Origin of the sequence: Deinococcus sp. LM3 (assembly GCF_002017875.1) — a bacterium.
Taxonomy (GTDB): domain Bacteria; phylum Deinococcota; class Deinococci; order Deinococcales; family Deinococcaceae; genus Deinococcus.
Window position 1 is genome coordinate 1,297,661 of the sequence record NZ_MUFV01000001.1, and the last position, 21,549, is coordinate 1,319,209.

The window sequence follows — 21,549 nt, forward strand, 5'->3', positions numbered from 1 at the left end:
ATGCCCAGCCGGAGCCCGGTGCAGATGAGGCAGGGCCGGGACGTGAAATTGTTTACAGTGGGATTCATGAAGATTTCAGCCCTGCTGCTCACGGCGGCCCTGAGCCTCAGCACCGCCGCCTCTGCCCTGACCGTCAGCACCGCGCGGGTCGTCACGCTGCCCGGCGCGGACACCGCGTACGCCGCGCCGCTGCCCGGCGGCCGGTGGGCCGTGAACGCCGACAACGGCGTCCTGATTCTCGACGGCAACCTGAAAACCCAGATCGGCTGGTACACGCTGCGCGGCCCGGTGGCTGGCCTGAGCGTCAGCCCGGACGGCGCGCGACTGGCCGCCATGACCGGCGAACGCTGGACGGTCTGGGACGTCGCCAGCGGCCGCGAGCTGCGCAGCGGCGAACCCGCCTACGACGCCACGCTCGCCTTCGACCCGCAGGGCAACCTGCTGATGCTGGACGACGGCACGCTGCGCAGCATCAACCTCGCCAACGGCCGCGCCACCGACCTGATCGGCGACGGCGAACTGTACGGCGCGGTCGTCTCGCCCGACGGCACGCGCGCCGTCCTGAGCTTCGAGGACCGCGTGGAACTCGTTGACCTGGACAGCGGGGACGTGCTGGCCGAGGCGAACCTTGCGGAGGAACCCGGCGGTCTGGGCGCGCACTTCAGCCCGGACGGGCAGGCCGCCGCCGTCCGCACCGGCAGCGAGGCGCTGATCCTGCGCGCCGGTCAGGAGCCCGTGGACGTGAAGGGCGGCGAGGACCTCGACCCCACCGACGACTCGCTGCTGTTCCTGAACGACCGCGAGCTGCTGCTCGTGTCGTACGGCGAGGGTCAGCGCATCGACGCGCAGACCGGCCAGCCGCGCGGCGAGGCCTTCGAGGTCGACAGTGACGGTCCGGTCGTGAGCGGCCCGGACGGCCGGCTGCTCGCGCTGGGCAGCAGCGTCGCGTTCCTGAACGCGGCCGAGCTGGACGCACCGGCCACCGGGCGCGTGACCCTGGCGTCCAGCAACGCCCTGACCGGCGGGTTCATCGGGAAGTCGGCGTACGCCGGCGTGAACCGCTTCACGAACCTCAGCACCCTGCAGGACCTGAACGTGGGCGGCACCAACCGCCTGTACGACTTCGACCTCCAGAGCGACATGCTGTGGACCCTGAACGGCGAGACGGTCAGCACCCTGCGCGGCGGGAAACTCAACCGCCTGACCACGCTGGACAGCGACGCCGAGTACGACCTGATCCAGTCCACGCCCGACGGCACGTACGCGGTCGCCACCGGCTACTACGGCCTGGCGCTGATGAACGGTCAGACCGGCAAGGTCCTGAAGAAAGTCACGGAAGAGCAGCTGAAAGTCGAGGACATTCACGCCGCGCTGCCCACCAACGACGGCAAGGCCATCCTGGTCATCCCGCACGAGGGCAACGTGTTCCGCTACGACGTCGCCACCGGCAAGCAGACGCCCGCCTTCAAGCTCCCGACCGACGCCGAGGCGACCGCGCTGCAATTGAGCCGGGGCGGCACGCTGGCCGTCACGTACGACGACGCCGACTACGAGGCGCGCGTGGCCCTGGTCAAACCCGGCGCGACCACCGCCTTCAAGACCCTGGCCTTCGACAACCGCGTGCGGGCCGTGCGGTTCAGCCCGGACGGCAAACTGCTGGCGGTCCTGACCAGCGACCCGCAGAACGCCCTGCAGATCTTCGACACGGCCAGCGGCAACCGCCTGATCCGCACCGGCACCTTCAACATGGGCACCTCGCTGCTGGCCTGGGCGCCGGCCGGCAACCAGCTGATGGTCGGCGCGGGCCTGCTCGGCAAGGCCGGCAGCGTCACCGTGTTCGACGTGAAACGCTGACCCACCACCACAGCTGACCGGGGCCGCCAGGGAAGGACCTCTCCTCCCCGGCGGCCCCGGTCCTGTCGCGTGATCCGGAGTCCGTTTTGTTCCTACTCGCCCCGCTCGGCTCGCCCCGCTCGGATGGAACGGGTTTGGCAACCCATTCCATCGGAGTCCGGATCAGTTCAGCATGCGGCCGCCGCTGCCGCCCTTCTGGGCCATCAGCGCCTCGGCCTTGCGCAGGTGGTCCTGCAGGGTGCCGTGCCAGTCGTCACTCTCGGGCGTGTGCGTCAGGGCCTGCTGGGCGTGGGCGTAGGCGGCGGCGGGGTCCGGGAAGCCCTGCTGGGCCATCACGTCGGTCGCCATCTGGTGCGCGGTGATCCAGTCGCGGCTGGCGGGCGCAGCCTCGCGGATCACGCGCCCGTAGTGTTCGAGCGCCTCGTCCAGCTGGAAGTAATCCAGGGCGACGCTGCCCAGCACCAGACTGGCCGGGATGACCGCGCCCTGCGCGAGGGCCTGCTCGGCCGCCAGTTGCGCTTCCTGCAGGCGACCCAGGCGGTAGTCGCACTCGGCGACGTCGGCCAGCACCTCGGGCAGGTAGGGGTACTCGGGTTCGTTCAGGACCGCCTCGAGTTTCTCGCGCGCCTCGACGGGCCGGTCGAGGTCCAGCAGCGCCACCCCGAGTTCATGGTTGGCGTAGGGGCGGTCTGCCTCGGTGGCGAGGTTCAGGGCCGTCTGGAACGCCACGAGCGCCTGCTCCTGCTGGCCCAGGTGGGTCAGCACCTGCCCGCGCACGAGCGCCACGCCGTAACTGGGGTCGCCGTGCTGCGCCTCGAGGCGGGCGGCCTCGCGGATCATGTCGTGCGCCGCGTCGGGCTGCCCCAGGTTCAGTTGCGCCTGGGCGCGCAGGTAATGCCAGGTGGCGAGGTTCAGGCCGTGTTCTTCCTCCTCGGCCGGGGTGGGGCGGGCCGGGTAGAGGGGCCGGGCCTGGTTCAGCGCGGCGTTCGCGGCGTCCGGCTGGCCTTCTTGCAGCAGCAGCGCCGCCTGTTCCTGCAGCATCACGGCGCGGTTCATGCCGCTGCTCAGGTGCGCGGCCTCGGCGTACAGGTTCACGGCCTCGGCGGTCTGCCCGAGCTGCTCGTGCGCGTCGGCCTCCCAGGAACGCAGCCGCCAGCGCAGGTGTTCGGGCAGGTCGGCGCTGGGAACGTGCAGGTCCAGCGCCTCCTGCGGCTTGTCGGCCAGCGCCAGGGCGCACATGGCGTGAAAGCGGGCCAGGGGGTCCGGGGCGTCCCGCACGGCCTGGGGGGGCGGGGCGGCGCCGTCGCCGTGCGTGCGGGCTTCCAGTTCGGCCATCAGCGCCAGGTACAGCGGGTCGGTGCGCAGGGCGGGGTCGAGGGTGCGGGCCTCGCGCAGCGCGCCGCCGATCTCGGCGAGGGCGGCGTCGCCGTACAGGGCGTGCATGCTGCCGGCCAGCAGGGCCAGGCGGGCGCGTTCGGGTCGGCGGGCTTCCTGCATGGCCGCTGCCATGACGGTAAAGGCCGTGTCGTAGTCGCCGCCCGCGAGTGCCGCGCAGACTTGCTGCCAGGTGGTGGCCACGTCAATCATTCTTCCTCAGGATAGCGCGCCCAGTCATGCTTTGGGTGGTTGCGGGCCAGGGCGCGGCGTGATGAGGTGAGGGCCATGACACGCAGCGGACAGACGGGCAGACGAGGAAACGGGTGGGTGGTAGTCGGCGTGGTGGCCCTGCTGTGGTTCGCGGGGCTGGGCGCTCTGGGCTGGCGGGCGCTGGGCGGCGCGGAGAGCGGCGCGGTCAGCGGGGCGGCGTTCCGGGAACTGGTGGCGGACGGGCGGGTCGAGCGGGTGGTCCTGCGGGACGGGGGGGACGTTCAGGCGTGGCTGCGTGGCGGTCAGCGGGTACGGGTGCGCCTGCCGGACAGCACGGTGACGCCGGACGGGGCGCTGGTGGCGCAACTGAGCGGGCAGAACGTGGACCTGCGTTTCGAGGGGCGCGGCCAGTGGCTGAGCATCCTGCTGAACTTCCTGCCGGTGGCGCTGTTTCTGGCGGTGTGGGTGGGCGTGCCGCTGGGCCTGCTGGCACTGGGCGCGGCGTGGCGGCGCCGCCGCCGGGCAGAGCGGGTCAATGTGGCCGAAGGGTAAAGCGCAGGTGAGGAAGGCTGTGAAATCGGGACAATTTCATACACCTTGAGTCTGGTACACTCAACTTCAGTGGGGCCGCGCGTGCCCCAGACGCCCCATTCACTCCCCCGGAGGACTGTTCTTGAAACGGCTCAATCCCTGGCTGATCGTTCTGTTCGTACTGGCCCTGTTCCTCATGTTCTCGCAGGCGCCCATCAGCGGCAGAACCAGCGTGAACTACACTGAATTCAAGACGCTGCTGGAGCAGGACAAGGTCGCCCAGGTGATCGTGCGTGAAAGCAACGCCACCGTCACCCTGAAGGAAGCCACGCAGATTCCCCTGCCGACCCCTGCCGGCCAACCTGAACGCACCACCGAGGCCCGCACCTTCACGGTGCGTCTGCCCAGCAGCGTCGCCACGCCCGACGGCGGCCTGATCCCGGAACTGCAGCAGCGGAACGTGGACCTGCGCTTCGAGCAGCCCAGCCAGTGGCTGAGCATCCTGCTGAACTTCCTGCCGATCATCCTGCTGTTCGCCATGATGTACTTCTTCTTCATGCGCGCCCAGGGCGGCCAGAACGGCGTCATGCAGTTCGGCCAGAGCAAGGCCAAGAAGTACGGCAAGGAAAACCGCGTGCAGACCAAGTTCACGGACGTGGCCGGTCACGAGGAAGCCAAGAAGGAACTCATCGAGGTCGTGGACTTCCTGAAGAACCCGGGCAAGTACCACCAGATCGGCGCGGAGATTCCCAAGGGCGTGCTGCTCGTCGGCCCTCCCGGCACCGGTAAGACCCTGCTGGCCCGCGCCATCGCCGGCGAGGCCGATGTGCCGTTCTTCTCGGTCAGCGCCAGCGAGTTCATGGAGATGTTTGTGGGCGTCGGCGCCAGCCGCGTGCGCACCCTGTTCGAGGACGCCCGCAAGAGCGCGCCCGCGATCATGTTCATCGACGAGATCGACTCGATCGGGCGCAAGCGTGGCGCCGGCATCGGCGGCGGTCACGACGAGCGCGAGCAGACCCTCAACCAGATCCTCTCGGAGATGGACGGCTTCGACAAGTCCAGCAGCGTGATCGTGCTGGGCGCCACCAACCGCCCGGACGTGCTGGACCCCGCGCTGCTGCGCCCCGGCCGTTTCGACCGTCAGGTGACCATCGACCTGCCGAACCTCAAGGAACGCGAGGCGATCCTGAAAGTCCACCTGCGCAACAAGCCCATCGGCAGCGGCGTGGACGTGAACGAGGTCGCCAAGAGCACCCCGTACTTCAGCGGCGCGGACCTGAAGAACGTCACGAACGAGGCGGCCCTCGAAGCGGCCCGCATCGGCAAGACCGTGATCGACATGAGCGACTTCTACCGCGCGCTCGACAAGATCACCCTGGGCCTCGAGAACGGCAGCCTGACCATCAGCGACGCCGAGAAACGCGCCATCGCCTTCCACGAGGCCGGGCACGCCGTCACGGCGGCCGTGATCCCCGGCAGCGACAAGCTCCAGAAGGTCAGCATCATCCCGCGTGGCCGCGCGCTGGGAGCGGCGTTCTACCTGCCCGAAGAGCAGGTGCTGATGAGCAAGGAACGCCTGGAAAACCAGCTGATCGTGGCGCTGGGTGGCCGCGCCGCCGAGGAAGTCTTCATGGGCAGCGTCACCAGCGGCGCCGCCGACGACTTCCGCAAGGCGACGAACATCGCCCGCAAGATGGTGCTGGAGTGGGGCATGGGCGAGAACTTCAAGAACATGGCCCTCACCACCGACAGCGGCCCGGTCTTCCTGGGCGAGGACATGGCCAAACCCAAGGCATTCAGCGAACACACCAGCCAGCTGGTCGACGAGGACGTCAAGCGCATCCTGACCCGCGCCTTCGAGCGCTCGCGTGAGATTGTCCAGGAGTACAGCGCCGCCATGCACGAGGTCGCCGAGGCGCTTCTGTCGCAGGAACTCATCACCGGTGACGTGGTCCGCGAGGCGGTCGCCCGCGTGAACGGTCAGACGACCATGCCGGACCTGACCAAGGCGCCCCCCGCCTGATCTGATCCACCCACGCACAGACGCCCCCACCCTGAACCGGTGGGGGCGTCTATGTCTGAACGGGACCTGCTCTACTCGCGCCAGATGGCCCAGTGGGCGTCCAGGGCGTCCATCTGTTCGGGCGTGCGCCCACCCTGGCGCAGCAGGCTCAGGATCTGGCCCCGGTGGTGGCTGTCGTGCACGATGGTGTGCATCAGGAAGTGCGCCGGGTCGCTCTGGTACGTGCCCTCGTTCCAGGGGTCGGCGAAGGGCTCGCCGGACGCCCGGTGCGCCTCCACGGCCCTGACGGCGGCGGCGTCCCCGGCGGCCAGCGCCTCGGGCAGAGCGGTGGCGGGAGCGTTCGCCCAGCGCCACTGCGGGTCGCCGTCGGCGTCCAGCTCATCGGGGTTCAGTAGTGGCATGGCGTGGTCGCGGCTCATGTTCCACAACCAGCCCACGCGGAAGCCCGCCATATGCCGCAGGTGCCGCTCGACCGTCCACCCGCCGTGCCCGTCGCTCAGGGCGAACTCCCCGGGCGTCAGGGCGGCAATCAGGGCGTCGTTCACGCGGGCGTTGCGGCGGAAGGCTTCGAGCAGCAGGGTCAGGTCGGGCGTCGGGTGGGTCATGGGGCCTCCGGAAAACGGGGAAAGGGCTGGAGCGAGAGGGTTGGAGGGTGGGCCTGCCCAGCAGGACACCGGAAGCCAGAGCGCCGTCAGGTTGACTGGCTCAGGTTGACTGGCTCAGGGCAACTGGCAGCGGATGCGTGTGGCCGGTTGCTGTGGCGCAGGGACAGGCGGGACGGGCGAGAGGGTCACGGGTGGGCGCGGGGCAGTCGGGGTGGGCGTCATACGGCCTCCGGAGTGCGTTCGGGGGGCTCACGGCCGGGCGACGGGTCGATTACGGAGCGGCGGGTCCGGCGTCCAGTGCCGGGAGGGAGAACAGCAGGTCCAGCTGCGGGGGTTTAATTCCCTGGGTGCGCAGCAGCGCGGCGATCTGCGCGGTATGCCGGACCTCGTGCAGCAGGACGTGCCAGATCAGGCCGCTCAACGTGAACTGGCGGTGGCCCTCGGGCCAGTCGTCCAGCGTGACGGTGCGTTCCAGGTCGGCCTCCGTCAGGGCGTGCAGGTACGCGCGGGTGTCTGCCTCGACCGCCTGCCAGTACGCCTCGATGGCGTCCAGACCGAGTGTCGTATCAGGCCCCGCTGCGCCCGCCTGGATGTCCGGGAAGCGGTCCTGCACCATCGGGAGGCCCTGGAAGTCCCCGTGGATCCAGCCGTCCTCGACCTCGGCGGTGTGGATCAGCAGGTCCAGGATGGAATGGAAGCGCTCGCCGCGCAGCAGGGGCGCGCGCAGCACCCCGTCCGGCGTGGCGCGCAGCGTGCCCAGCAGGTCGCGCCGGGCGCGGGTCAGGTGGCTGTACAGCGTGGCGGGGTTCACGGCGCTCAGCGGTCGTAGAAGGCGGGGGGTTCGATCCCCAGGGCACGCAGATAGACGTACCCCTGGGCGCGGTGGTGGATCTCGTTGTCCACGGCGTAGATGGCGGCGACCCAGCCGGGCATCTCGCCCCACGGCAGCGCGTGCACCTGGGTGAAGAAGGCGGGGTCGGTGTGGGGGCCGTACTCGGCGAGGTCGGCGCTGACGGCGTCCCAGGCGGCCAGCAGGTCAGCCTTCGTGCCAGGGCCGGTCGTCCAGTCGGGTTCGGGCCACTCGCCGCTGCGCAGGGCGGTGACGGTCATGGCGTCCACGAGGTGGATCTCGGTGGCCTGCACGCCGAAGGGCCGCATGCCGCCCAGGCTGAAGCTGAACAGCTGATCGTCGGGGAAGGCCTCGATGACACGGCGGGTCAGGGCGCGGTGGCCCTGCCAGTGGGCGATAAAGTCCGGGAGGGACAGGACGGGGGCAGTGGCAGCGGACACGTCGGCGGGTACGGTCATGGGTGAAACCTCCTGAGGTTGGATCTGTATCCAGCATAATCTGGATTCCCGTCAGAACGTGACGCCTATTCCGATTACACTCGGAACATGTACGACCCAAGCATGCGGGTGCTGACCGTGCTGGAACTCCTCCAGGCCCACGAGGAGGTCAGCGGGGCCGAGCTGGCCCGCCGCCTGGAAGTCAGCCCACGAACCGTGCAGCGCTACGTCGCACGCCTTCAGGACCTCGGGATTCCGGTCGAGGGCCGCCGGGGCGTGGGCGGCGCGTACCGCCTGAAACCCGGCTTCCGGCTGCCGCCCCTGATGTTCACGCCCGAGGAGGCCCTGGCCGCCGCGCTGGGCCTGCGCACCCTGCGGCACCTGGGCCTGCACGCCCTGGCCCCCGCCGCCGAGGCCGCCACCGCGAAACTCACCCGTTCCCTGCCGGAAGCGCTGCGTGCCGACGTGCAGGCCCTCGAGGACAGCCTGCAGATGGAACCCTCGCCGTGGGTGGTCCGCACCGACGCGCCGCTGCTGGCCGCCCTGCTGCGCGCCGTGCGTGACACGCGCCGGGTGGCCTTCAGGTACGCCGCGCCGGACTCTCCCCCCACCGCCCGGCAGGCGGACGTGTACCGCGTGGTGCACCTGGACGGCCGCTGGTACGCCGCCGCGCACTGCCACCTGCGCGGCGCGTTGCGGTCGTTCCGGCTGGACCGCATGAGCGGCCTGGAAATCTGCGCGCAGACCTTCACGCCCCCCGCCGACTTCGACGCGGGGGCGTTCCTGCGCGCCACGCACGCCCCCGCCGCCTTCGACGTGAGCGTGTGGCTGGACTGCCCACCCGGGGACCTGCGCGGCCGGGTGTCCGCGTGGGGCGCGGAGCTGCGCGCCGAGGGACGCGGCACCCGTCTGAGCACCCGCCGCGAGTCGCTGGGCGCCTTCGCCGCGTTCCTGCTGGGCCTGGACTGCCCGTTCCGGGTGGACAGCCCCCCGCAGTTGCAAGACGAATTCCGGCGGCTGGCGGGGCGCTGCGCGGCGCAACTTGCGTACACTGGAGCATGACCACGCCCACCACCGAGGACCTCGCGCAGGGGAAGGCGTACACGGCGCCCGGCATCACGGTCTACTACGACGCGCGGCGCTGCCTGCACGTCGCCAGCTGCGTGCGTGGCCTGCCCGGCGTGTTCGACCCGGCGGCCCGCCCGTGGATCAGGCCCGCGAACGCCGAAGCCGACGCGGTCGCGGCAGTCGTCCGCACCTGCCCCACCGGGGCGCTGCACTACGTCCTGGAAGGACAGGAGGCCGAGATGCCCGACGAGATCACCACCATCACCCCCAGCCCCGACGGTCCGCTGATGATCCGGGGCAACCTCGTGATCGAAACGCCGCAGGGCGAGCAGCGCGAGGTCCGCGCCGCCCTGTGCCGCTGCGGCCACAGCAGCAACAAACCGTACTGCGACGGCACGCACGCGACAGTCGGCTGGAAAAGCACGCCCGATCCCTCGTAGCGCGGCGGGACAGAATTCCGTCCGGCGGACGTAAACTACGCTATGACTGCCTCAACGCTGAATGCCGTGAACATTCCCGACCTGATCCGCAAGAAACGCGACGGCGAGACCCACACCCGCGCCGAACTGGAAACCCTGGTGCTGGGCTACACGCGCGGCGACGTGCCGGACTACCAGATGAGCGCGTGGCTGATGGCCGTGTTCCTGCGCGGTATGCAGGAGCAGGAAACGGCCGACCTGACCATGGTCATGGCCGAGAGCGGCGACCTGATGAACCTCGGGGACCTGCCCCGTACCGTGGACAAGCACTCCACGGGCGGCGTGGGCGACAAGACCAGCCTGATCCTGACGCCCATGCTGGCCGCGCTGGGCCAGACGGTCGCCAAGATGAGCGGGCGCGGTCTGGCGCACACCGGCGGCACCATCGACAAATTGGAGAGCATTCCCGGCTGGACCAGCGAACTCGACGAGGAGCACTTCATCACGCAGGCCCGCGAGATCGGCCTCGCGCTGGTGGGCCAGAGCCGTGACCTGGCCCCGGCGGACGGGAAACTGTACGCGCTGCGCGACGTGACTGCCACCGTGGACTGCCTGCCCCTGATCGCCAGTTCGATCATGAGCAAGAAACTCGCGTCGGGCGCGCACACGGTCGTGCTGGACGTGAAGGTGGGCGCCGGGGCGTTCATGCGCACCCTGGACGCCGGGCGCGGACTGGCCCGCGCGATGGTGGACATCGGCAACCGCGCCGGGCGGCAGGTGCGCGCCGTCCTGACCGACATGGACACCCCGCTGGGCCACATGGCCGGCAACTCCCTGGAGGTGCTGGAGGCTCTGGCGACCCTGCGCGGCGAGGGCCCGCAGGACCTGACGGACCTGTGCGTGGCGCTGGCGGTCGAGGCGCTGGCCGCCCAGGGTGAGGACGAGGCGGCCGCCGAGGCCCGCGCCCGCGCCACCCTGACGGACGGCAGCGCCCTGGCGAAATTCCGCGCGTTCATCGAGGCGCAGGGCGGCGACGCCACCTACGTGGACGACATCAGCAGGTTCGACGTGGCTCCGGGCCGCGCCGACGTGACGGCCACCGAATCCGGCTTCGTGGCGGGCATCGACGCGCTGAGCGTGGGCCGCGCTGTGCTGGCCCTCGGCGGCGGCCGCGAACGCAAGGGCGAGGCCATCGATCACGGCGTGGGCGTGGAACTGCTGCGCAAGCCCGGCGAGGCCGTCCAGGCGGGCGAAAGCGTGATCCGCATCTACCACAGGGACGCCCGTGGCCTGGAAGTCGCCACGCGCCTCCTGACCGAGGGCCTGAGCCTCAGCGCGCAGGCTCCCGCCCCGGACGCGCTGATCCTCGACCGCGTGTTCTGAACGACGTAGAAAGTCGAAAGGTGATGGTTGATAGAGGGGGGTTCCCTTCCATCAACCATCAACTTTTGACCATCAACTTTCAACCATCACCGCCCTTACGGAACGCGCAGGGCCTTGCAGTTCTCGCCGGGGGGGGTGTCCGGGGCGTCGCTGGCCACTACGACGCGTTCGTTCTTGCCCACGAAGCCCCGGCAGCGGGCCAGGGCGCGCAGGTACTCGGGGTCCTGGCTGGCCCTGACGGCGTCCTGAAGGATCTGCACGTCGCGTTCCAGCGTCTGCACGCGGGCCTGGGTCTGGCGGGTCTCGGCACTCCAGGTCAGGGTGCGGTACACCGAGTTGCCCAGCTGGAAGGTCAGTTGCACGATGCCCAGCCCGGCCAGCAGGCTGGCGGCCATCATGGTCAGCGGCAGGCGTTGCAGGCGCTGAAAATACCGTTCGGTTCGCTGCCACCACGTGTCCCGTGTCGGCGGGACTGGAGGGGGCGGCACGTCGGTCACGCGGGTCAGCATAGCGTTCCGCTGCGTTCCGTGGGTGGGGCAGATGAGAGGCCGGGCGCGGCCCTGCCGGACAGAGGCCGTCCGGCCACACGGGCGCGGGCCGGACGGCCCTGTCCAGACCCACGGGAATGCACGGATTTTGGCGGTCAGCACGGGGAATGCGGGCTGTCGGGGCACCCTGATGCTGGGGCCGCGCGGCGGGCAACTGCTCTACACTGCGGGCATGACAGTGGCATCTGAGGTGGGAAGCGGCGCGGCCGCGTCGGGCAGCGGGCGCATTCCGGCGCTGAACTGGGGCGACGCGCACCGCACGGTGATCCAGTTGCGGTACGGTGACCTGGACGCCATGGGGCACGTGAACAACGCCCGGTACGCCGAGTTTCTGGAGGTGGCGCGCATGGACCTGTCCCGGGCGCTGGACCTGCGTGACGCCGACGACCGGTCGGTGCTGGCGCGGCTGGAACTCGATTACGTGCGGGATATCCGGCTGGGGCAGGAGGTCGTGATCGAGACGCTGATCGAGCGCCTGGGCCGCACGAGCTGGACGGGCGTGGCCCGCATCCTGGCGGACGGGGTGCCGTGCGCGTTCGCGCGGTCCGTGCAGGTGCGCGTGGACGATCAGGGCGTCCCGGCGGTCATTCCGGCCGGGATGGCCGAGCGGATCGCGCCGGTGCTGGTGCGGGCGGCCACGCTGTGAGCGCCACGTACGAGGACCGGGCGCTGTACCAGGGGGACGTGTGGGTGCGGATCGATACGCTGCCGCGCATCATGGCGGAGGGCTGGCGGCGCAACCTGATGGAGGGCGGGGTGGTCAGCGTGGTGCGCACGCCGTTCCAGTGGTCGATGGGCAGCCCCGTGATCGAGATCGAGACGGGCGGGTACCAGGGCGACGTGGGCCTGTACGTGCCCGAGGTGCAGCTGGCCGAGGCGCTGGAACTGCTGGGCTTCGAACCCGAGGAGCAGGAGGCCGCCGACGCCCCGGCTGCCGGCATGCCGGACACGGGCCGCGCGGACACGTGAATTCCGTCGGGTCAGGACCTTAATTCCGGTCCCGGACGGCGCGGTACAGTTGGGGGCGCAGCACTGACCGTTCCCGTTTCCCCGTTCCGGCAGGTCGACTCCGGACTTCACCGGGAACCTCCCATGGAAGCGTTCCCAGCGGCGGGGTCAGTCCTGCCGAGATTTCACCGCAGCCCCCAGGAGCAAGCATGAGTAACCCCTCCAACCCTGAACCCATCAGCATCGGCGTCGACGTGGGCGGCACCAAGATCGCCAGCGGCGTCCTGCGCGGCGACGAACTGCTCGACGCGCACGTGATCCCCACTCCGGAAACCGGCTGGGAAACCGTGCTGGACGCCATTGCCGGCGAGGTCCGCCGCCTGCAGGACCGCCACCCGGACGCCCGCCTGATCGGGGTGGGCATTCCGGGACCGCTGAACGCCGACCGGACCCGCGTGAAGTTCGCGCCGAACATCTACGGCTTCACCGACGTGCCCCTCGTGGACGGTCTGCGTGACCGCCTCGCGCAGCGCGTGGTCCTGGAGAACGACGCCAAGGCCGCCGCACTGGCCGAGGCGCACCTGGGCGCGGCGCGCGGCACCGAGAGCAGCATCTACGTGACGGTCAGCACCGGCATCGGCGCGGGCATCGTCCTGAACGGCCGCATCTGGCGTGGGCGGCACGGCATCGCCGGCGAGATCGGGCACATCACGGCCCTGCCCGGCGGTCCGGTCAGCGGCGCGGGCCTGGACGGCGCGCTGGAAGCCGTGGCGAGCGGCACCGCCATCGCCCGCGACGCCAGTTTCGCCCTGAACCGCGACGTGAGCACCGCCGAGGCCTTCCAGCTGGCGCAGCAGGGCCACCCGGCCGCGCGGCGCGTGGTCGCGCAGGCCATGCGGCACATCGGCATTGCCCTGGCCGACCTGCAGAAGACCATCGACCCGGAGGTGTTCGTGCTGGGCGGCGGGGTCGCCAGCGTCGGGGACTTCTTCTTCCATGGCGTGCAGGCCGCTGCCGACGAGTACGCGCAGGGCTTCGCGTCCGTCACGATCCGCCGCGCGCAGCTGGGCACGAACGCCGGCGTGATCGGCGCGGCCCTGGCTGCCCGCCACGGCTGAACCCGTGACGCTCGTGGCGGCCGCCGAGCTCTTCGCGCGGCCGTTCTACGACGCACCGGAGCGGGCCTACCACACCGCCGCGCACGTCCAGTCCCTGATCCGGGCGCTGGGCGGGCGCGGCGTGCTCACGCCGGAACTGGAACTGGCCGCGTGGGGGCACGACCTGATCTACGACCCGCGCGCCGCCGACAACGAGGAACGCAGCGCGGACGTGTTCGGCGCGTGGCTGGCCGCACAGGGCGCCGGCGTGGCCGTGCAGCCGCAGGTGCGGGACCTGATTCTCGCCACGCGCCACGCCGCGCCCCCGACCACGCGGGCCGAGGCCCTGTTCGTAGACGCCGACCTGGGCATCCTGGGCGCCGACCCCGACGCCTTCGACGCCTACGACCGCGCCATCCGCGCCGAGTACGCGCACGTCCCGGAGGACGCCTACCGGGCGGGCCGCTCGGCAGTGCTGTGGGGCTTCCTGACCCGCGAGCGGCTGTACCTCACGCTGGAATTCGCGGCGCTGGACACCCCGGCGCGCCTCAATCTGAGGCGGGCTCTGGAGCGGCTGGCGTAGAGCCCACCGGTTCCGGTAGGCCCAGTTCAGCCAGCACCTCGGCAGTGTGCTGGCCGGGCGTGGGCGGCGCGCGGCGCACCGGCAGGGCCTCGCCACCAAAACGCCAGGGAGGGCTGGTCACCGTCGTCTCGCCCAGCGTGGGGTGCGGGACGGTCACGGCCACGCCGCGCGCCTGCACGTGCGGGTCTGCGAACACCTCGGCCAGGTCGTTCACGGGGCCGCACGGCACGCCCGCACGTTCCAGGCGGTCCATGACCTCCTGTCGCGAGTGGCGGGCCAGTCCCGGCAGCATCCGGGCGTCCAGGTCCGCGCGGTGCGTCACGCGCCCCTCGTTCGTGACGAGGCGGGTGTCAGTGCCCAGGTCCGTCAGGTCCAGCGCCGCGCAGAAGCGCCGCCACAGCGCGTCGTTCCCCACGGCGATGTTCACGAAGCCGTCCGCGCAGGGGAACGTTCCGTACGGCACGATGGACCGGTGGTCGTTCCCGGTGCGGCCCGGAACCTCCCCCGTCGCCAGGAACCGGCCCACCTGTGAGCTGCCCAGCGCCACCACGCTTTCGAGCAGGTTCACGTCCACCCGCTCGCCGCGCCCGGTGCGTTCGCGGGCGTACAGCGCCGCCAGGATCGCCTGCGTGACCAGAGACCCCGCGAACACGTCGGCCACGGCCACGCCCACCCGCAGGGGCGGCCCGCCCGCCTCGCCGTTGTAGCTCATCATGCCGCCCATGCCCTGCGCCACGACGTCGTACCCAGCCCGGTCACGGTACGGGCCGTCCAGCCCGAAACCCGTGATGCTCGCGTAGATCAGGCGCGGATGGGCGGCGCTCAGGGCCTCCCAGCCCAGGCCCAGGCGGTCCAGCGTGCCGGGCCGGAAGTTCTCGATCAGCACATCACTCCCGGCAATCAGGCGGCGCGCGGCCTCCAGACCGTCCGGGGTTTTCAGGTCCAGGGTCAGGCTGCGCTTGTTGCGGTTCACGCTCAGGAAGTAACTGCTCTCCCGGCCACCCTCCCCTGTCTGGAAGGGCGGCCCCCAGGCGCGCGTATCGTCCCCACCCGGCGGCTCGACCTTGATCACGTCCGCGCCCAGGTCGCCCAGCAGCATGGTCGAGAACGGCCCCGTCAGCACCCGCGTGAAATCCGCGACGCGCACGCCGCTCAGGGGCAGGGTGGAAGGGGTCACGGGCACAGACCGGCGGGACAGGGCAGGAGCGTCAACATAGGAGTACCTCAGCAGGATCAGACGAGCGCAGCCAGGGGACAGCAGCATGGCGGGAACAGGGTTGTGGTTGCCGCGCAGCATAGCGCGCCCACCCACGCAGCGCACAAAAAACCGCCCTCCGGGTGGGGGGCGGTTCGTGTGTGCCGTGAAAGGTTCAGTCTGCGGCGCTGCCGTGGTTTCCGGCCTGCGCGTTGGCCTTGTCCTTGGCGGCTTCGGCTTCCAGTTTCGCCTTGATCTTCTTCAGGGTGAAGCTGGCCTCGCGTTCGCGCTGGTCGAGCACGCCGCGAATGAAGCGGATATCGTCCTGAATGCCCGGAATGCGGATCTGTTCCAGGGCGTTCACGCGGCGGCTGGTCTTCTTGATTTCCTCGCCGATGCGCCGCAGTTTCGTCTCGGTCGCGGCGACCTTGACGATGGCTTCCAGCACGCCGCCGAAGTCGGTGGCGGCCTGGATGGTGCGCGCACCGACGTTGATGGGGCTGAACGTGGCGGTGTTCGTGCGCTCCGGGATCTCGATCTTGGGGACCTTCACGCCGTAGATGCTCACGATCTGCATGTCGACGGCGTAGTCGCCGGTTCCGGCGAGGCTGAGGCTCTCGACGGCTTCGGGGCTGTCCCAGGCTTTCGCGCCGAACAGGCTGGTGTACGCGCCCTTGCTGACGCCGGCGAGTTCCTCGCGCGCGGCGAGGGCGTCCTTGACGAGCGCGAAGAACTCGCCGATCAGGGCGTCACGCTTGCGTTTCAGGAGGTCCGCGCCGCTCTGCGCGGTTTTCAGGCTGGCCTTGCTGGCCAGCATGGCGCTGCGGGTGGGGCTGATCTGTTCTGCCATAAGTATTCACCTCCCTGGTCGGTCGGTAATGACGGAAGGCGGGAGTTCCGGGCCACGGGGGCCGGGCCGCCTTCCGTCAGGGGGTCACATGCGGTTGCCTTTCCACATCTCGTCCATCTTGGTGCCGTAGTACTTGTCGATGGAGTCCTTGCCGAGGCGGGTCAGCTGGCTCTGGGGCAGTTTGCTCAGGATGCCCCAGGCGACGGTCAGGCTGTCGTCGATGCTGCGGTCCTGGTTGCCCTGGCCGATGAAGTAGTTCTCGAAGTCGTCCGCGAAGCGCAGGAACAGCTTGTCGGTCTCGCTCAGGGCGTCTTCACCGGTGATGGCGACCAGTTTACGCAGGTCCAGGCCGTTGGCGTACGCGGCGAACAGCTGGTCCGAGACGTTCTTGTGGTCGGCGCGGGTCTTGCCCTTGCCGATGCCGTTGCCCTGAAGGCGGGACAGCGAAGGCAGGGGGTTGATCGGGGGGAACACGCCCTTGGCGTTCAGCGCGCGGTCCACCACGATCTGACCTTCGGTGATGTAGCCGGTCAGGTCGGGGATGGGGTGCGTGATGTCGTCGTCGGGCATGGACAGGATCGGGATCTGCGTGACCGAGCCGGGCTTGCCCTGCACCACGCCGGCGCGTTCGTACAGGCTCGCGAGGTCGGTGTACATGTAACCGGGGAAGCCACGGCGACCGGGGATCTCCTCGCGGGCGCCGCCGATTTCACGGAGGGCCTCGCAGTAGTTCGTCAGGTCGGTCAGGATCACCAGCACGTGGTAGCCGTGCTCGAAGGCCAGGTACTCGGCGGTGGTCAGGGCCATGCGGGGGGTCAGCAGACGCTCCACGGCGGGATCGTCGGCCTTGTTCAGGAACAGCACGGAGCGGGCCAGGGCGCCGGTCCGTTCGAATTCCTGCGTGAAGAACGACACTTCGCGCTGGGTCAGGCCCATCGCGGCGAACACGACGGCGAAGTCACCCTCGTGGCCGGGCACCTTGGCCTGACGGGCGATCTGGGCAGCCAGTTCGTTGTGCGGCAGACCCGAGCCCGAGAAGATCGGGAGTTTCTGACCACGGATCAGGCTGGTGTTCACGTCGATGGTGCTGATGCCGGTCTGGATGAACTCCTCGGGCTTGGCACGCGCGGCGGGGTTCATGGCCTGACCGTTGATGCTCAGGCGCTTCTCGGCGATCACTTCGGGCAGTCCGTCGATGGGGCGGCCCAGGCCGTCGAAGCGGCGGCCGATCATTTCCTTGCTGACGCCCAGGCGGGCCACGTCTTCGACGAGGCTCACGCTGGCGGTCGCGAGGTCCAGACCGCGGGTTTCTTCGAACACCTGGATCACGGCGTTCTGGTCGGTCACGGAGATGACCTGACCGCCGCGCAGTTTGCCGGTGGCGTCCTTGATGTTCACGATGGCGCCGTACGCGAGGTCCGAGGCTGCGTTCACGAACAGCAGCGGCCCGGAGATGTACGCGACGTCGTTGTATTCCTTCTGGAGAAGGGTCACGCTTTCACTCCCTTGAAGGTGGTGTCGAGCTCGCTGAGCACGTCGTCGCGGTACGCGGCGAAGTCACCTTCGGCGGTGTAGCGGGCGCGGGCGAGTTTCTCGATGACGGGGCTCTGGACGATCTCGTCGATGGTCGCGCCGTCCTTGAGGGCCACTTCGGCCTGGTCGTAGAACTTCAGGAACATCTGCATCAGGCCGTAGTTCTTGGGCATGCTGGCGCTGGCGTCGACGGGGTCGAAGCCGTTCTGCTGCAGGAAGTCCTGGCGCAGCATGCGGCCCGCCTCGATGATCAGACGCTCGTTGTCCTGCAGGGCGTCGGGACCGACGAGCTGCACGACTTCCTGCAGCGCCGCTTCCTGCTGCAGCAGGTTGCCGATGCGCTGGCGCAGTTCCGGGAAGTCCTCGCCGACGTTGGCGCGGTACCAGGAGTCCAGGATGGGCGTGAACAGGCTGTACGAGCCGTTCCAGTTGATGGCGGGGAAGTGACGGCGGCGGGCGAGGCCGGCGTCCAGACGCCAGAACGCACCCGTGATACGCAGGGTGGCCTGCGTGACGGGCTCGGACATGTCACCGCCGGCGGGGCTGACCGCGCCGATCACGCTGACCGCGCCGTCGTCGCCCGCGAGGGTCTTGACGGCCCCGGCACGCTCGTAGAACGCGGCGAGCTTGGCGCCCAGGTAGGGCGGGTAGCCTTCTTCGGCGGGCATTTCTTCCAGACGGCTGGAGATCTCGCGCAGCGCCTCGGCCCAGCGGCTGGTGGAGTCGGCCATCAGGGACACGGAGTAGCCCTGGTCGCGGAAGTACTCGGCCAGCGTGATGCCCGTGTAGACGCTCGCTTCACGGGCGGCTACGGGCATGTTGCTGGTGTTGGCGATCAGGATGGTGCGGTGCATCAGGGGCCCGCCGGTCTTGGGGTCTTCCAGTTCCGGGAACTCGACCAGCACGTCCGTCATTTCGTTGCCGCGCTCGCCGCAACCGACGTACACGACGATGTCGGCGTTGCCGTACTTCGCCACGCTCTGCTGGGTCACGGTCTTGCCGGAACCGAAGGGACCGGGGATCGCGGCCGCGCCACCCATCACCAGGGGGAACAGGACGTCCAGGATGCGCATCCCGGTGAGGAACGGCAGGCTGGGGTCGAGTTTCTTGGCGACGGGACGGGGCGCACGCACGGGCCAGTAGTGGGCCATGCGCAGTTCGGTGCCGTCCTCGAGTTTCGCGACAGTGTCGTCGATGGTGTACTCACCGGCGGGCGCGATCCAGGCGAGCTTGCCGCTCTTGTCGGGGGGCGTCAGGACCTTGTGCGTGAAGCTGAACTCCGGCACGGTACCCAGGATGGCGCTGCCGCCGACGGTGTCGCCGACCTGCGCGGTGGGCGTGAAGCTCCACTTCTTGGTGCGGTCCAGGGAAGAGACCTCGATGCCGCGCGCGATGAAGTCGCCCGAAGCCTCGCGGATCTTGTCCAGGGGGCGCTGAATGCCGTCGTAGATGCCGTTCAGCATGCCCGGCCCGAGCTCGACGCTCAGGGGGAGGCCGGTGGTGGCGACGGGCTCACCGACGGTCAGGCCGCTGGTGTCCTCGTACACCTGCACGAAGGCGGTGTTGCCGTCGAGGCGGATGATCTCGCCCACGAGGCGTTCGTTGCCCACGCGCACGATGTCGTACATTTTCGCGCCGTACATGCCGTCAGCGATGACGGCCGGTCCAGCGATGCTCTGCACGACGCCAGTCTTGTTCTGCGTCATTTGGTACTCCTTGGAAGAGGGGGCCGGTTGATGGTAGAAAGTTGATGGAAAGAGATAGAAACACTTCGGTTAGAACTGGTTTTTACCATTATCCATCGACCATCTGCCATCAACCCCCTCACAGTTTGATGTCGAAGCCGATGGTGTCGCGCACCAGTTTGCCCATGTAGGCCTTGGCGTCGACGGTGTCCGGGTTGAACGCGTCGCGCAGGCTGGGGATGGGCAGCAGGATCGGCAGGTCGCGGCCGCGCATGACGCGGGCGGTGGCGGTGGCCGGGTCGGGGATCAGGCCGGTGTCCACGGCGATCAGGCCGTAGGTGCCGCTGATGATCACGCGTTCCAGTTCTGCCACGGCCGTCTCGGGGGTCGCCTCGATCACTTCGGCGCCCGCGAGGCGGTAGCCGGTGGCGGTCTCGGCGTCACTGAGAACGGCGACGCGCTGGGTGGAGCTGCCTTTGGTCATGCCTGGACCTCGCGGCGGATCTGGTCGGTGGGGAGGTCGTAGAACTTGCCACGGCCGATCAGGCGCAGTTTGGCGATCTCGATTTCCTTGCGGCGCAGGAAGTCGAGGATGATGCCCACGCCTTCGGGGTCACCGGCGGCGACGTTGCGCGCGGCAGTGTCCAGGGCGGTGCGGGCGGCGACCTCGGCGTCCTCGAGGCTGGCTGCCTCCAAGATGGCCGAGACGTCGTTCAGGCCGCCCGCGTCCCCACCGGCGAGGCGGGCGTACCCGGCGGCGTCGAGTTTCCCGCCGGCCACGAACAGGTTCGGGTCGAGGGGTTGTCCGGCGCCGGCGCGGGCGATCAGGGCGTTGGTGACGTCGATCTCGCGGCTCAGGTAGCGGCGCAGGCTGGTGTTGCGCGCCACGCTCAGGGCGTGACGGTAGTACCCCTGGTCCAGCGCCACTTCGAGGTCCAGCAGGCGGTTGCTACTGGCGTAGGCCTGCGCACCGGCGCGCATGGCAGCGGACAGCGGATGCCCACTGACAGCGATGGCGGCGGCGGCGCTGGGCAGGTCGCTGCTCTGGGCGGCGGTCTGCAGCGCACTGGCCTTGATGGTGCCGCCGGGGATCAGGCTCGCCAGGATGGCGTCTGCGCCCCGGCCGCCGGCCACGCCGCGCGCCACGGTCTTGAGGTTCACGAGGTCCCACTTCATCAGCAGGGCCTGAATTTCGCGTTTGGCGTCGCCGTCCGCGAAGCCCAGAACCTTCTGGGTCGTGTCGAACAGGTTACGGCTGAGCGCGCGGTCCAGTTCGGGCAGACCGGCGGTCTCGTTGGTGGTGTCGCGCAGGTTCGCGGCGAGGTCGGTTTCGCTCAGGACCCGCAGGAACTCCTGGTAGCTGCCCGCCGCGAGCGCCGAGTCAAGCGAGCGTCCGTCGAGCAGTTTGGTCCGCATGATGCGGACGCGCGTGTTGATGTAAGCGTAGTCGTCGGGCATGTCGGTCCTTACTCGGCCAGCAGTCGGCTGATCTGCGGCGCGAGTTCACCGCGCACGCGGTCCAGTCGGCCGGTGAGGGTGTTCTGGATGCTGGACTTCCCGCCAGGCCCGACCAGGCGGACGCCAGTCTTGACCTGTTCGTTCACGCGGACGTCCAGGGTGCGGCCCAGCTGGGCCAGCGCCTGACGGACGGCGTCGTGTTCGCTCAGGGCAGCCTCGACCGCCTCGGCGTTCGGCAGGACCTGCAGGCCCTCGCTGATCAGCTTCGCCAGGATCACGGGGTATTCGGGCGAGGTGACGCTGGCGTGCAGGTACTGCTCGGAGACCTTGAAGGCCTGGGTCTGCAGGGTGTCCGAGGAGGTCAGGCGCTGGGCGTTGCTGTCCAGGTCGGCGGCGCTGCGGGCGCGGACGAGTTCCGCCTGCCGCTGGTTGTCCAGCTGGCGGGTGCGGCTCTCGACGAGCGTCCGGGCGCGCTCGCGGGCGCCGGCGACGATCTGCTCGGCGCGGGCCTGCGCGTCGGCGCGGATGCGCTCGATTTCGGCCTGGGCTTCGTTTTCGAGGAGCTTGTCGAGCGCCATATCAGTTCAGGATGAACAGCGCAAGGAAGCCGAAGATGACCAGGGTTTCGGGCAGCAGGAAGTACAGCAGCAGGCTGCCGGCCTTGCTGGGGTCCTCGGCGACGGCGCCGACGAGGCTGGAGCCGATGCGGGCCTGGGCGATGCCGGTGCCGATGGCGCCGAGGCCGAGGGCCAGGCCGGCGCCGATGGCGCGCAGGCCCTGGTACATGTTGTCGGCGTTGCTGCCGGCGGCTTCAGCGCCTTCCTGGGCGAGACCGCTGGTGGCGAGGGCGAGGACGAGGGAAGCGACGACGATCTTGTTGTACTTGGTCATGGTG

23 protein-coding genes are annotated in these 21,549 nt (G+C 69.6%); 10 read left to right on the top strand and 13 right to left on the bottom strand.

Annotated elements, in window-relative coordinates:
* Positions 1-66 precede the first annotated feature (66 nt).
* Positions 67-1,854, top strand: a complete 1,788-nt coding sequence (locus tag BXU09_RS06100; RefSeq protein ID WP_144012001.1) for a WD40 repeat domain-containing protein — start codon at positions 67-69, stop codon at positions 1,852-1,854.
* 162 nt (positions 1,855-2,016) lie between these two features.
* Here BXU09_RS06100 and BXU09_RS06105 read toward each other — a convergent pair whose 3' ends face one another.
* Positions 2,017-3,441: a hypothetical protein gene (locus BXU09_RS06105; RefSeq protein ID WP_078301201.1), complete on the bottom strand. Its 1,425-nt coding sequence runs from the start codon at positions 3,439-3,441 to the stop codon at positions 2,017-2,019.
* A gap of 75 nt (positions 3,442-3,516) precedes the next feature.
* Here BXU09_RS06105 and BXU09_RS06110 point away from each other — a divergent pair, with 75 nt between their 5' ends.
* Positions 3,517-3,993, top strand: a complete 477-nt coding sequence (locus BXU09_RS06110; protein ID WP_144012002.1) for a hypothetical protein — start codon at positions 3,517-3,519, stop codon at positions 3,991-3,993.
* Positions 3,994-4,114: 121 nt separating this feature from the next.
* Entirely contained in the window at positions 4,115-5,995 is a 1,881-nt protein-coding gene (gene ftsH / locus BXU09_RS06115) for an ATP-dependent zinc metalloprotease FtsH (protein ID WP_078301203.1), read from the top strand.
* Between the two features lie 71 nt (positions 5,996-6,066).
* On the opposite strand, the gene BXU09_RS06120 is transcribed toward ftsH, so the two are convergent.
* The 3 genes from BXU09_RS06120 to BXU09_RS06130 form a co-directional block, all read right to left on the bottom strand.
* Positions 6,067-6,600 (bottom strand): DinB family protein, encoded by a 534-nt coding sequence (locus BXU09_RS06120; RefSeq protein ID WP_078301204.1) that lies wholly within the window; start codon positions 6,598-6,600, stop codon positions 6,067-6,069.
* 271 nt (positions 6,601-6,871) lie between these two features.
* Entirely contained in the window at positions 6,872-7,411 is a 540-nt protein-coding gene (locus BXU09_RS06125) for a DinB family protein (protein ID WP_078301205.1), read from the bottom strand.
* A gap of 5 nt (positions 7,412-7,416) precedes the next feature.
* Positions 7,417-7,908, bottom strand: a complete 492-nt coding sequence (locus tag BXU09_RS06130; RefSeq protein ID WP_078301206.1) for a DinB family protein — start codon at positions 7,906-7,908, stop codon at positions 7,417-7,419.
* Between the two features lie 87 nt (positions 7,909-7,995).
* Here BXU09_RS06130 and BXU09_RS06135 point away from each other — a divergent pair, with 87 nt between their 5' ends.
* From BXU09_RS06135 to BXU09_RS06145, 3 genes are read left to right on the top strand one after another with little or no spacing between them, the layout of a single operon-like run.
* Entirely contained in the window at positions 7,996-8,949 is a 954-nt protein-coding gene (locus BXU09_RS06135; protein WP_078301208.1) for a YafY family protein, read from the top strand.
* The gene (locus tag BXU09_RS06140) at positions 8,946-9,395 is read left to right on the top strand and encodes a (4Fe-4S)-binding protein (protein ID WP_078301209.1); all 450 of its coding nucleotides are present in this window, start codon (positions 8,946-8,948) and stop codon (positions 9,393-9,395) included. Before BXU09_RS06135 ends, BXU09_RS06140 begins: the two co-directional genes overlap by 4 nt.
* 42 nt (positions 9,396-9,437) lie before the next feature.
* Positions 9,438-10,757: a thymidine phosphorylase gene (locus BXU09_RS06145; RefSeq protein WP_078301210.1), complete on the top strand. Its 1,320-nt coding sequence runs from the start codon at positions 9,438-9,440 to the stop codon at positions 10,755-10,757.
* Between the two features lie 95 nt (positions 10,758-10,852).
* Here BXU09_RS06145 and BXU09_RS06150 read toward each other — a convergent pair whose 3' ends face one another.
* Positions 10,853-11,254, bottom strand: coding sequence for a cell division protein FtsB (locus BXU09_RS06150; protein ID WP_230283709.1), 402 nt, complete (start codon positions 11,252-11,254; stop codon positions 10,853-10,855).
* 223 nt (positions 11,255-11,477) lie between these two features.
* Between BXU09_RS06150 and BXU09_RS06155 the strand changes: the two genes are divergently transcribed.
* From BXU09_RS06155 to BXU09_RS06170, 4 genes are all read left to right on the top strand, one after another.
* Entirely contained in the window at positions 11,478-11,951 is a 474-nt protein-coding gene (locus BXU09_RS06155) for a thioesterase family protein (protein WP_078304798.1), read from the top strand.
* Positions 11,948-12,274, top strand: a complete 327-nt coding sequence (locus tag BXU09_RS06160; protein ID WP_055362148.1) for a hypothetical protein — start codon at positions 11,948-11,950, stop codon at positions 12,272-12,274. Before BXU09_RS06155 ends, BXU09_RS06160 begins: the two co-directional genes overlap by 4 nt.
* Before the next feature lie 188 nt (positions 12,275-12,462).
* Positions 12,463-13,371, top strand: coding sequence for an ROK family protein (locus BXU09_RS06165; protein ID WP_078301212.1), 909 nt, complete (start codon positions 12,463-12,465; stop codon positions 13,369-13,371).
* Positions 13,372-13,375: 4 nt separating this feature from the next.
* Positions 13,376-13,933 (top strand): phosphohydrolase, encoded by a 558-nt coding sequence (locus tag BXU09_RS06170; protein ID WP_144012003.1) that lies wholly within the window; start codon positions 13,376-13,378, stop codon positions 13,931-13,933.
* On the opposite strand, the gene BXU09_RS06175 is transcribed toward BXU09_RS06170, so the two are convergent.
* The 8 genes from BXU09_RS06175 to BXU09_RS06210 all read right to left on the bottom strand — a co-directional run bounded on the left by BXU09_RS06175 (position 13,899) and on the right by BXU09_RS06210 (position 21,545).
* Complete coding sequence (locus BXU09_RS06175) at positions 13,899-15,110, bottom strand: CoA transferase (protein ID WP_240501041.1); 1,212 nt, start codon at positions 15,108-15,110, stop codon at positions 13,899-13,901. The genes BXU09_RS06170 and BXU09_RS06175 overlap by 35 nt on opposite strands.
* A gap of 193 nt (positions 15,111-15,303) precedes the next feature.
* The gene (locus tag BXU09_RS06180) at positions 15,304-15,978 is read right to left on the bottom strand and encodes a V-type ATP synthase subunit D (protein WP_055362149.1); all 675 of its coding nucleotides are present in this window, start codon (positions 15,976-15,978) and stop codon (positions 15,304-15,306) included.
* 84 nt (positions 15,979-16,062) lie between these two features.
* Positions 16,063-17,472: a V-type ATP synthase subunit B gene (locus tag BXU09_RS06185; RefSeq protein ID WP_078301214.1), complete on the bottom strand. Its 1,410-nt coding sequence runs from the start codon at positions 17,470-17,472 to the stop codon at positions 16,063-16,065.
* Positions 17,469-19,217 carry a V-type ATP synthase subunit A gene (locus tag BXU09_RS06190; protein WP_078301216.1) on the bottom strand — a complete coding sequence of 583 codons (1,749 nt, stop codon included), beginning with the start codon at positions 19,215-19,217 and terminating at the stop codon, positions 17,469-17,471. The genes BXU09_RS06185 and BXU09_RS06190 overlap by 4 nt, the downstream gene beginning before the upstream one ends.
* Positions 19,218-19,335: 118 nt before the next feature.
* Positions 19,336-19,680, bottom strand: a complete 345-nt coding sequence (locus BXU09_RS06195; RefSeq protein WP_078301217.1) for a V-type ATP synthase subunit F — start codon at positions 19,678-19,680, stop codon at positions 19,336-19,338.
* Positions 19,677-20,654, bottom strand: a complete 978-nt coding sequence (locus tag BXU09_RS06200; protein ID WP_078301218.1) for a V-type ATPase subunit — start codon at positions 20,652-20,654, stop codon at positions 19,677-19,679. The genes BXU09_RS06195 and BXU09_RS06200 overlap by 4 nt, the downstream gene beginning before the upstream one ends.
* 8 nt (positions 20,655-20,662) lie before the next feature.
* Entirely contained in the window at positions 20,663-21,232 is a 570-nt protein-coding gene (locus BXU09_RS06205; RefSeq protein ID WP_078301219.1) for a V-type ATP synthase subunit E, read from the bottom strand.
* Position 21,233: 1 nt separating this feature from the next.
* Positions 21,234-21,545: a V-type ATP synthase subunit K gene (locus BXU09_RS06210; RefSeq protein ID WP_078301221.1), complete on the bottom strand. Its 312-nt coding sequence runs from the start codon at positions 21,543-21,545 to the stop codon at positions 21,234-21,236.
* Positions 21,546-21,549 lie beyond the last annotated feature (4 nt).

Coding starts and splice junctions, on each gene's coding strand:
- BXU09_RS06100 (WP_144012001.1), top strand. CDS start 67: ATGAAGATTTCAGCCCTGCTGCTCACGGCGGCCCTGAGCCTCAGCACC.
- BXU09_RS06105 (WP_078301201.1), bottom strand. CDS start 3,441: ATGATTGACGTGGCCACCACCTGGCAGCAAGTCTGCGCGGCACTCGCG.
- BXU09_RS06110 (WP_144012002.1), top strand. CDS start 3,517: ATGACACGCAGCGGACAGACGGGCAGACGAGGAAACGGGTGGGTGGTA.
- BXU09_RS06120 (WP_078301204.1), bottom strand. CDS start 6,600: ATGACCCACCCGACGCCCGACCTGACCCTGCTGCTCGAAGCCTTCCGC.
- BXU09_RS06130 (WP_078301206.1), bottom strand. CDS start 7,908: ATGACCGTACCCGCCGACGTGTCCGCTGCCACTGCCCCCGTCCTGTCC.
- BXU09_RS06135 (WP_078301208.1), top strand. CDS start 7,996: ATGTACGACCCAAGCATGCGGGTGCTGACCGTGCTGGAACTCCTCCAG.
- BXU09_RS06140 (WP_078301209.1), top strand. CDS start 8,946: ATGACCACGCCCACCACCGAGGACCTCGCGCAGGGGAAGGCGTACACG.
- BXU09_RS06145 (WP_078301210.1), top strand. CDS start 9,438: ATGACTGCCTCAACGCTGAATGCCGTGAACATTCCCGACCTGATCCGC.
- BXU09_RS06155 (WP_078304798.1), top strand. CDS start 11,478: ATGACAGTGGCATCTGAGGTGGGAAGCGGCGCGGCCGCGTCGGGCAGC.
- BXU09_RS06165 (WP_078301212.1), top strand. CDS start 12,463: ATGAGTAACCCCTCCAACCCTGAACCCATCAGCATCGGCGTCGACGTG.
- BXU09_RS06180 (WP_055362149.1), bottom strand. CDS start 15,978: ATGGCAGAACAGATCAGCCCCACCCGCAGCGCCATGCTGGCCAGCAAG.
- BXU09_RS06190 (WP_078301216.1), bottom strand. CDS start 19,217: ATGACGCAGAACAAGACTGGCGTCGTGCAGAGCATCGCTGGACCGGCC.
- BXU09_RS06195 (WP_078301217.1), bottom strand. CDS start 19,680: ATGACCAAAGGCAGCTCCACCCAGCGCGTCGCCGTTCTCAGTGACGCC.
- BXU09_RS06200 (WP_078301218.1), bottom strand. CDS start 20,654: ATGCCCGACGACTACGCTTACATCAACACGCGCGTCCGCATCATGCGG.
- BXU09_RS06205 (WP_078301219.1), bottom strand. CDS start 21,232: ATGGCGCTCGACAAGCTCCTCGAAAACGAAGCCCAGGCCGAAATCGAG.
- BXU09_RS06210 (WP_078301221.1), bottom strand. CDS start 21,545: ATGACCAAGTACAACAAGATCGTCGTCGCTTCCCTCGTCCTCGCCCTC.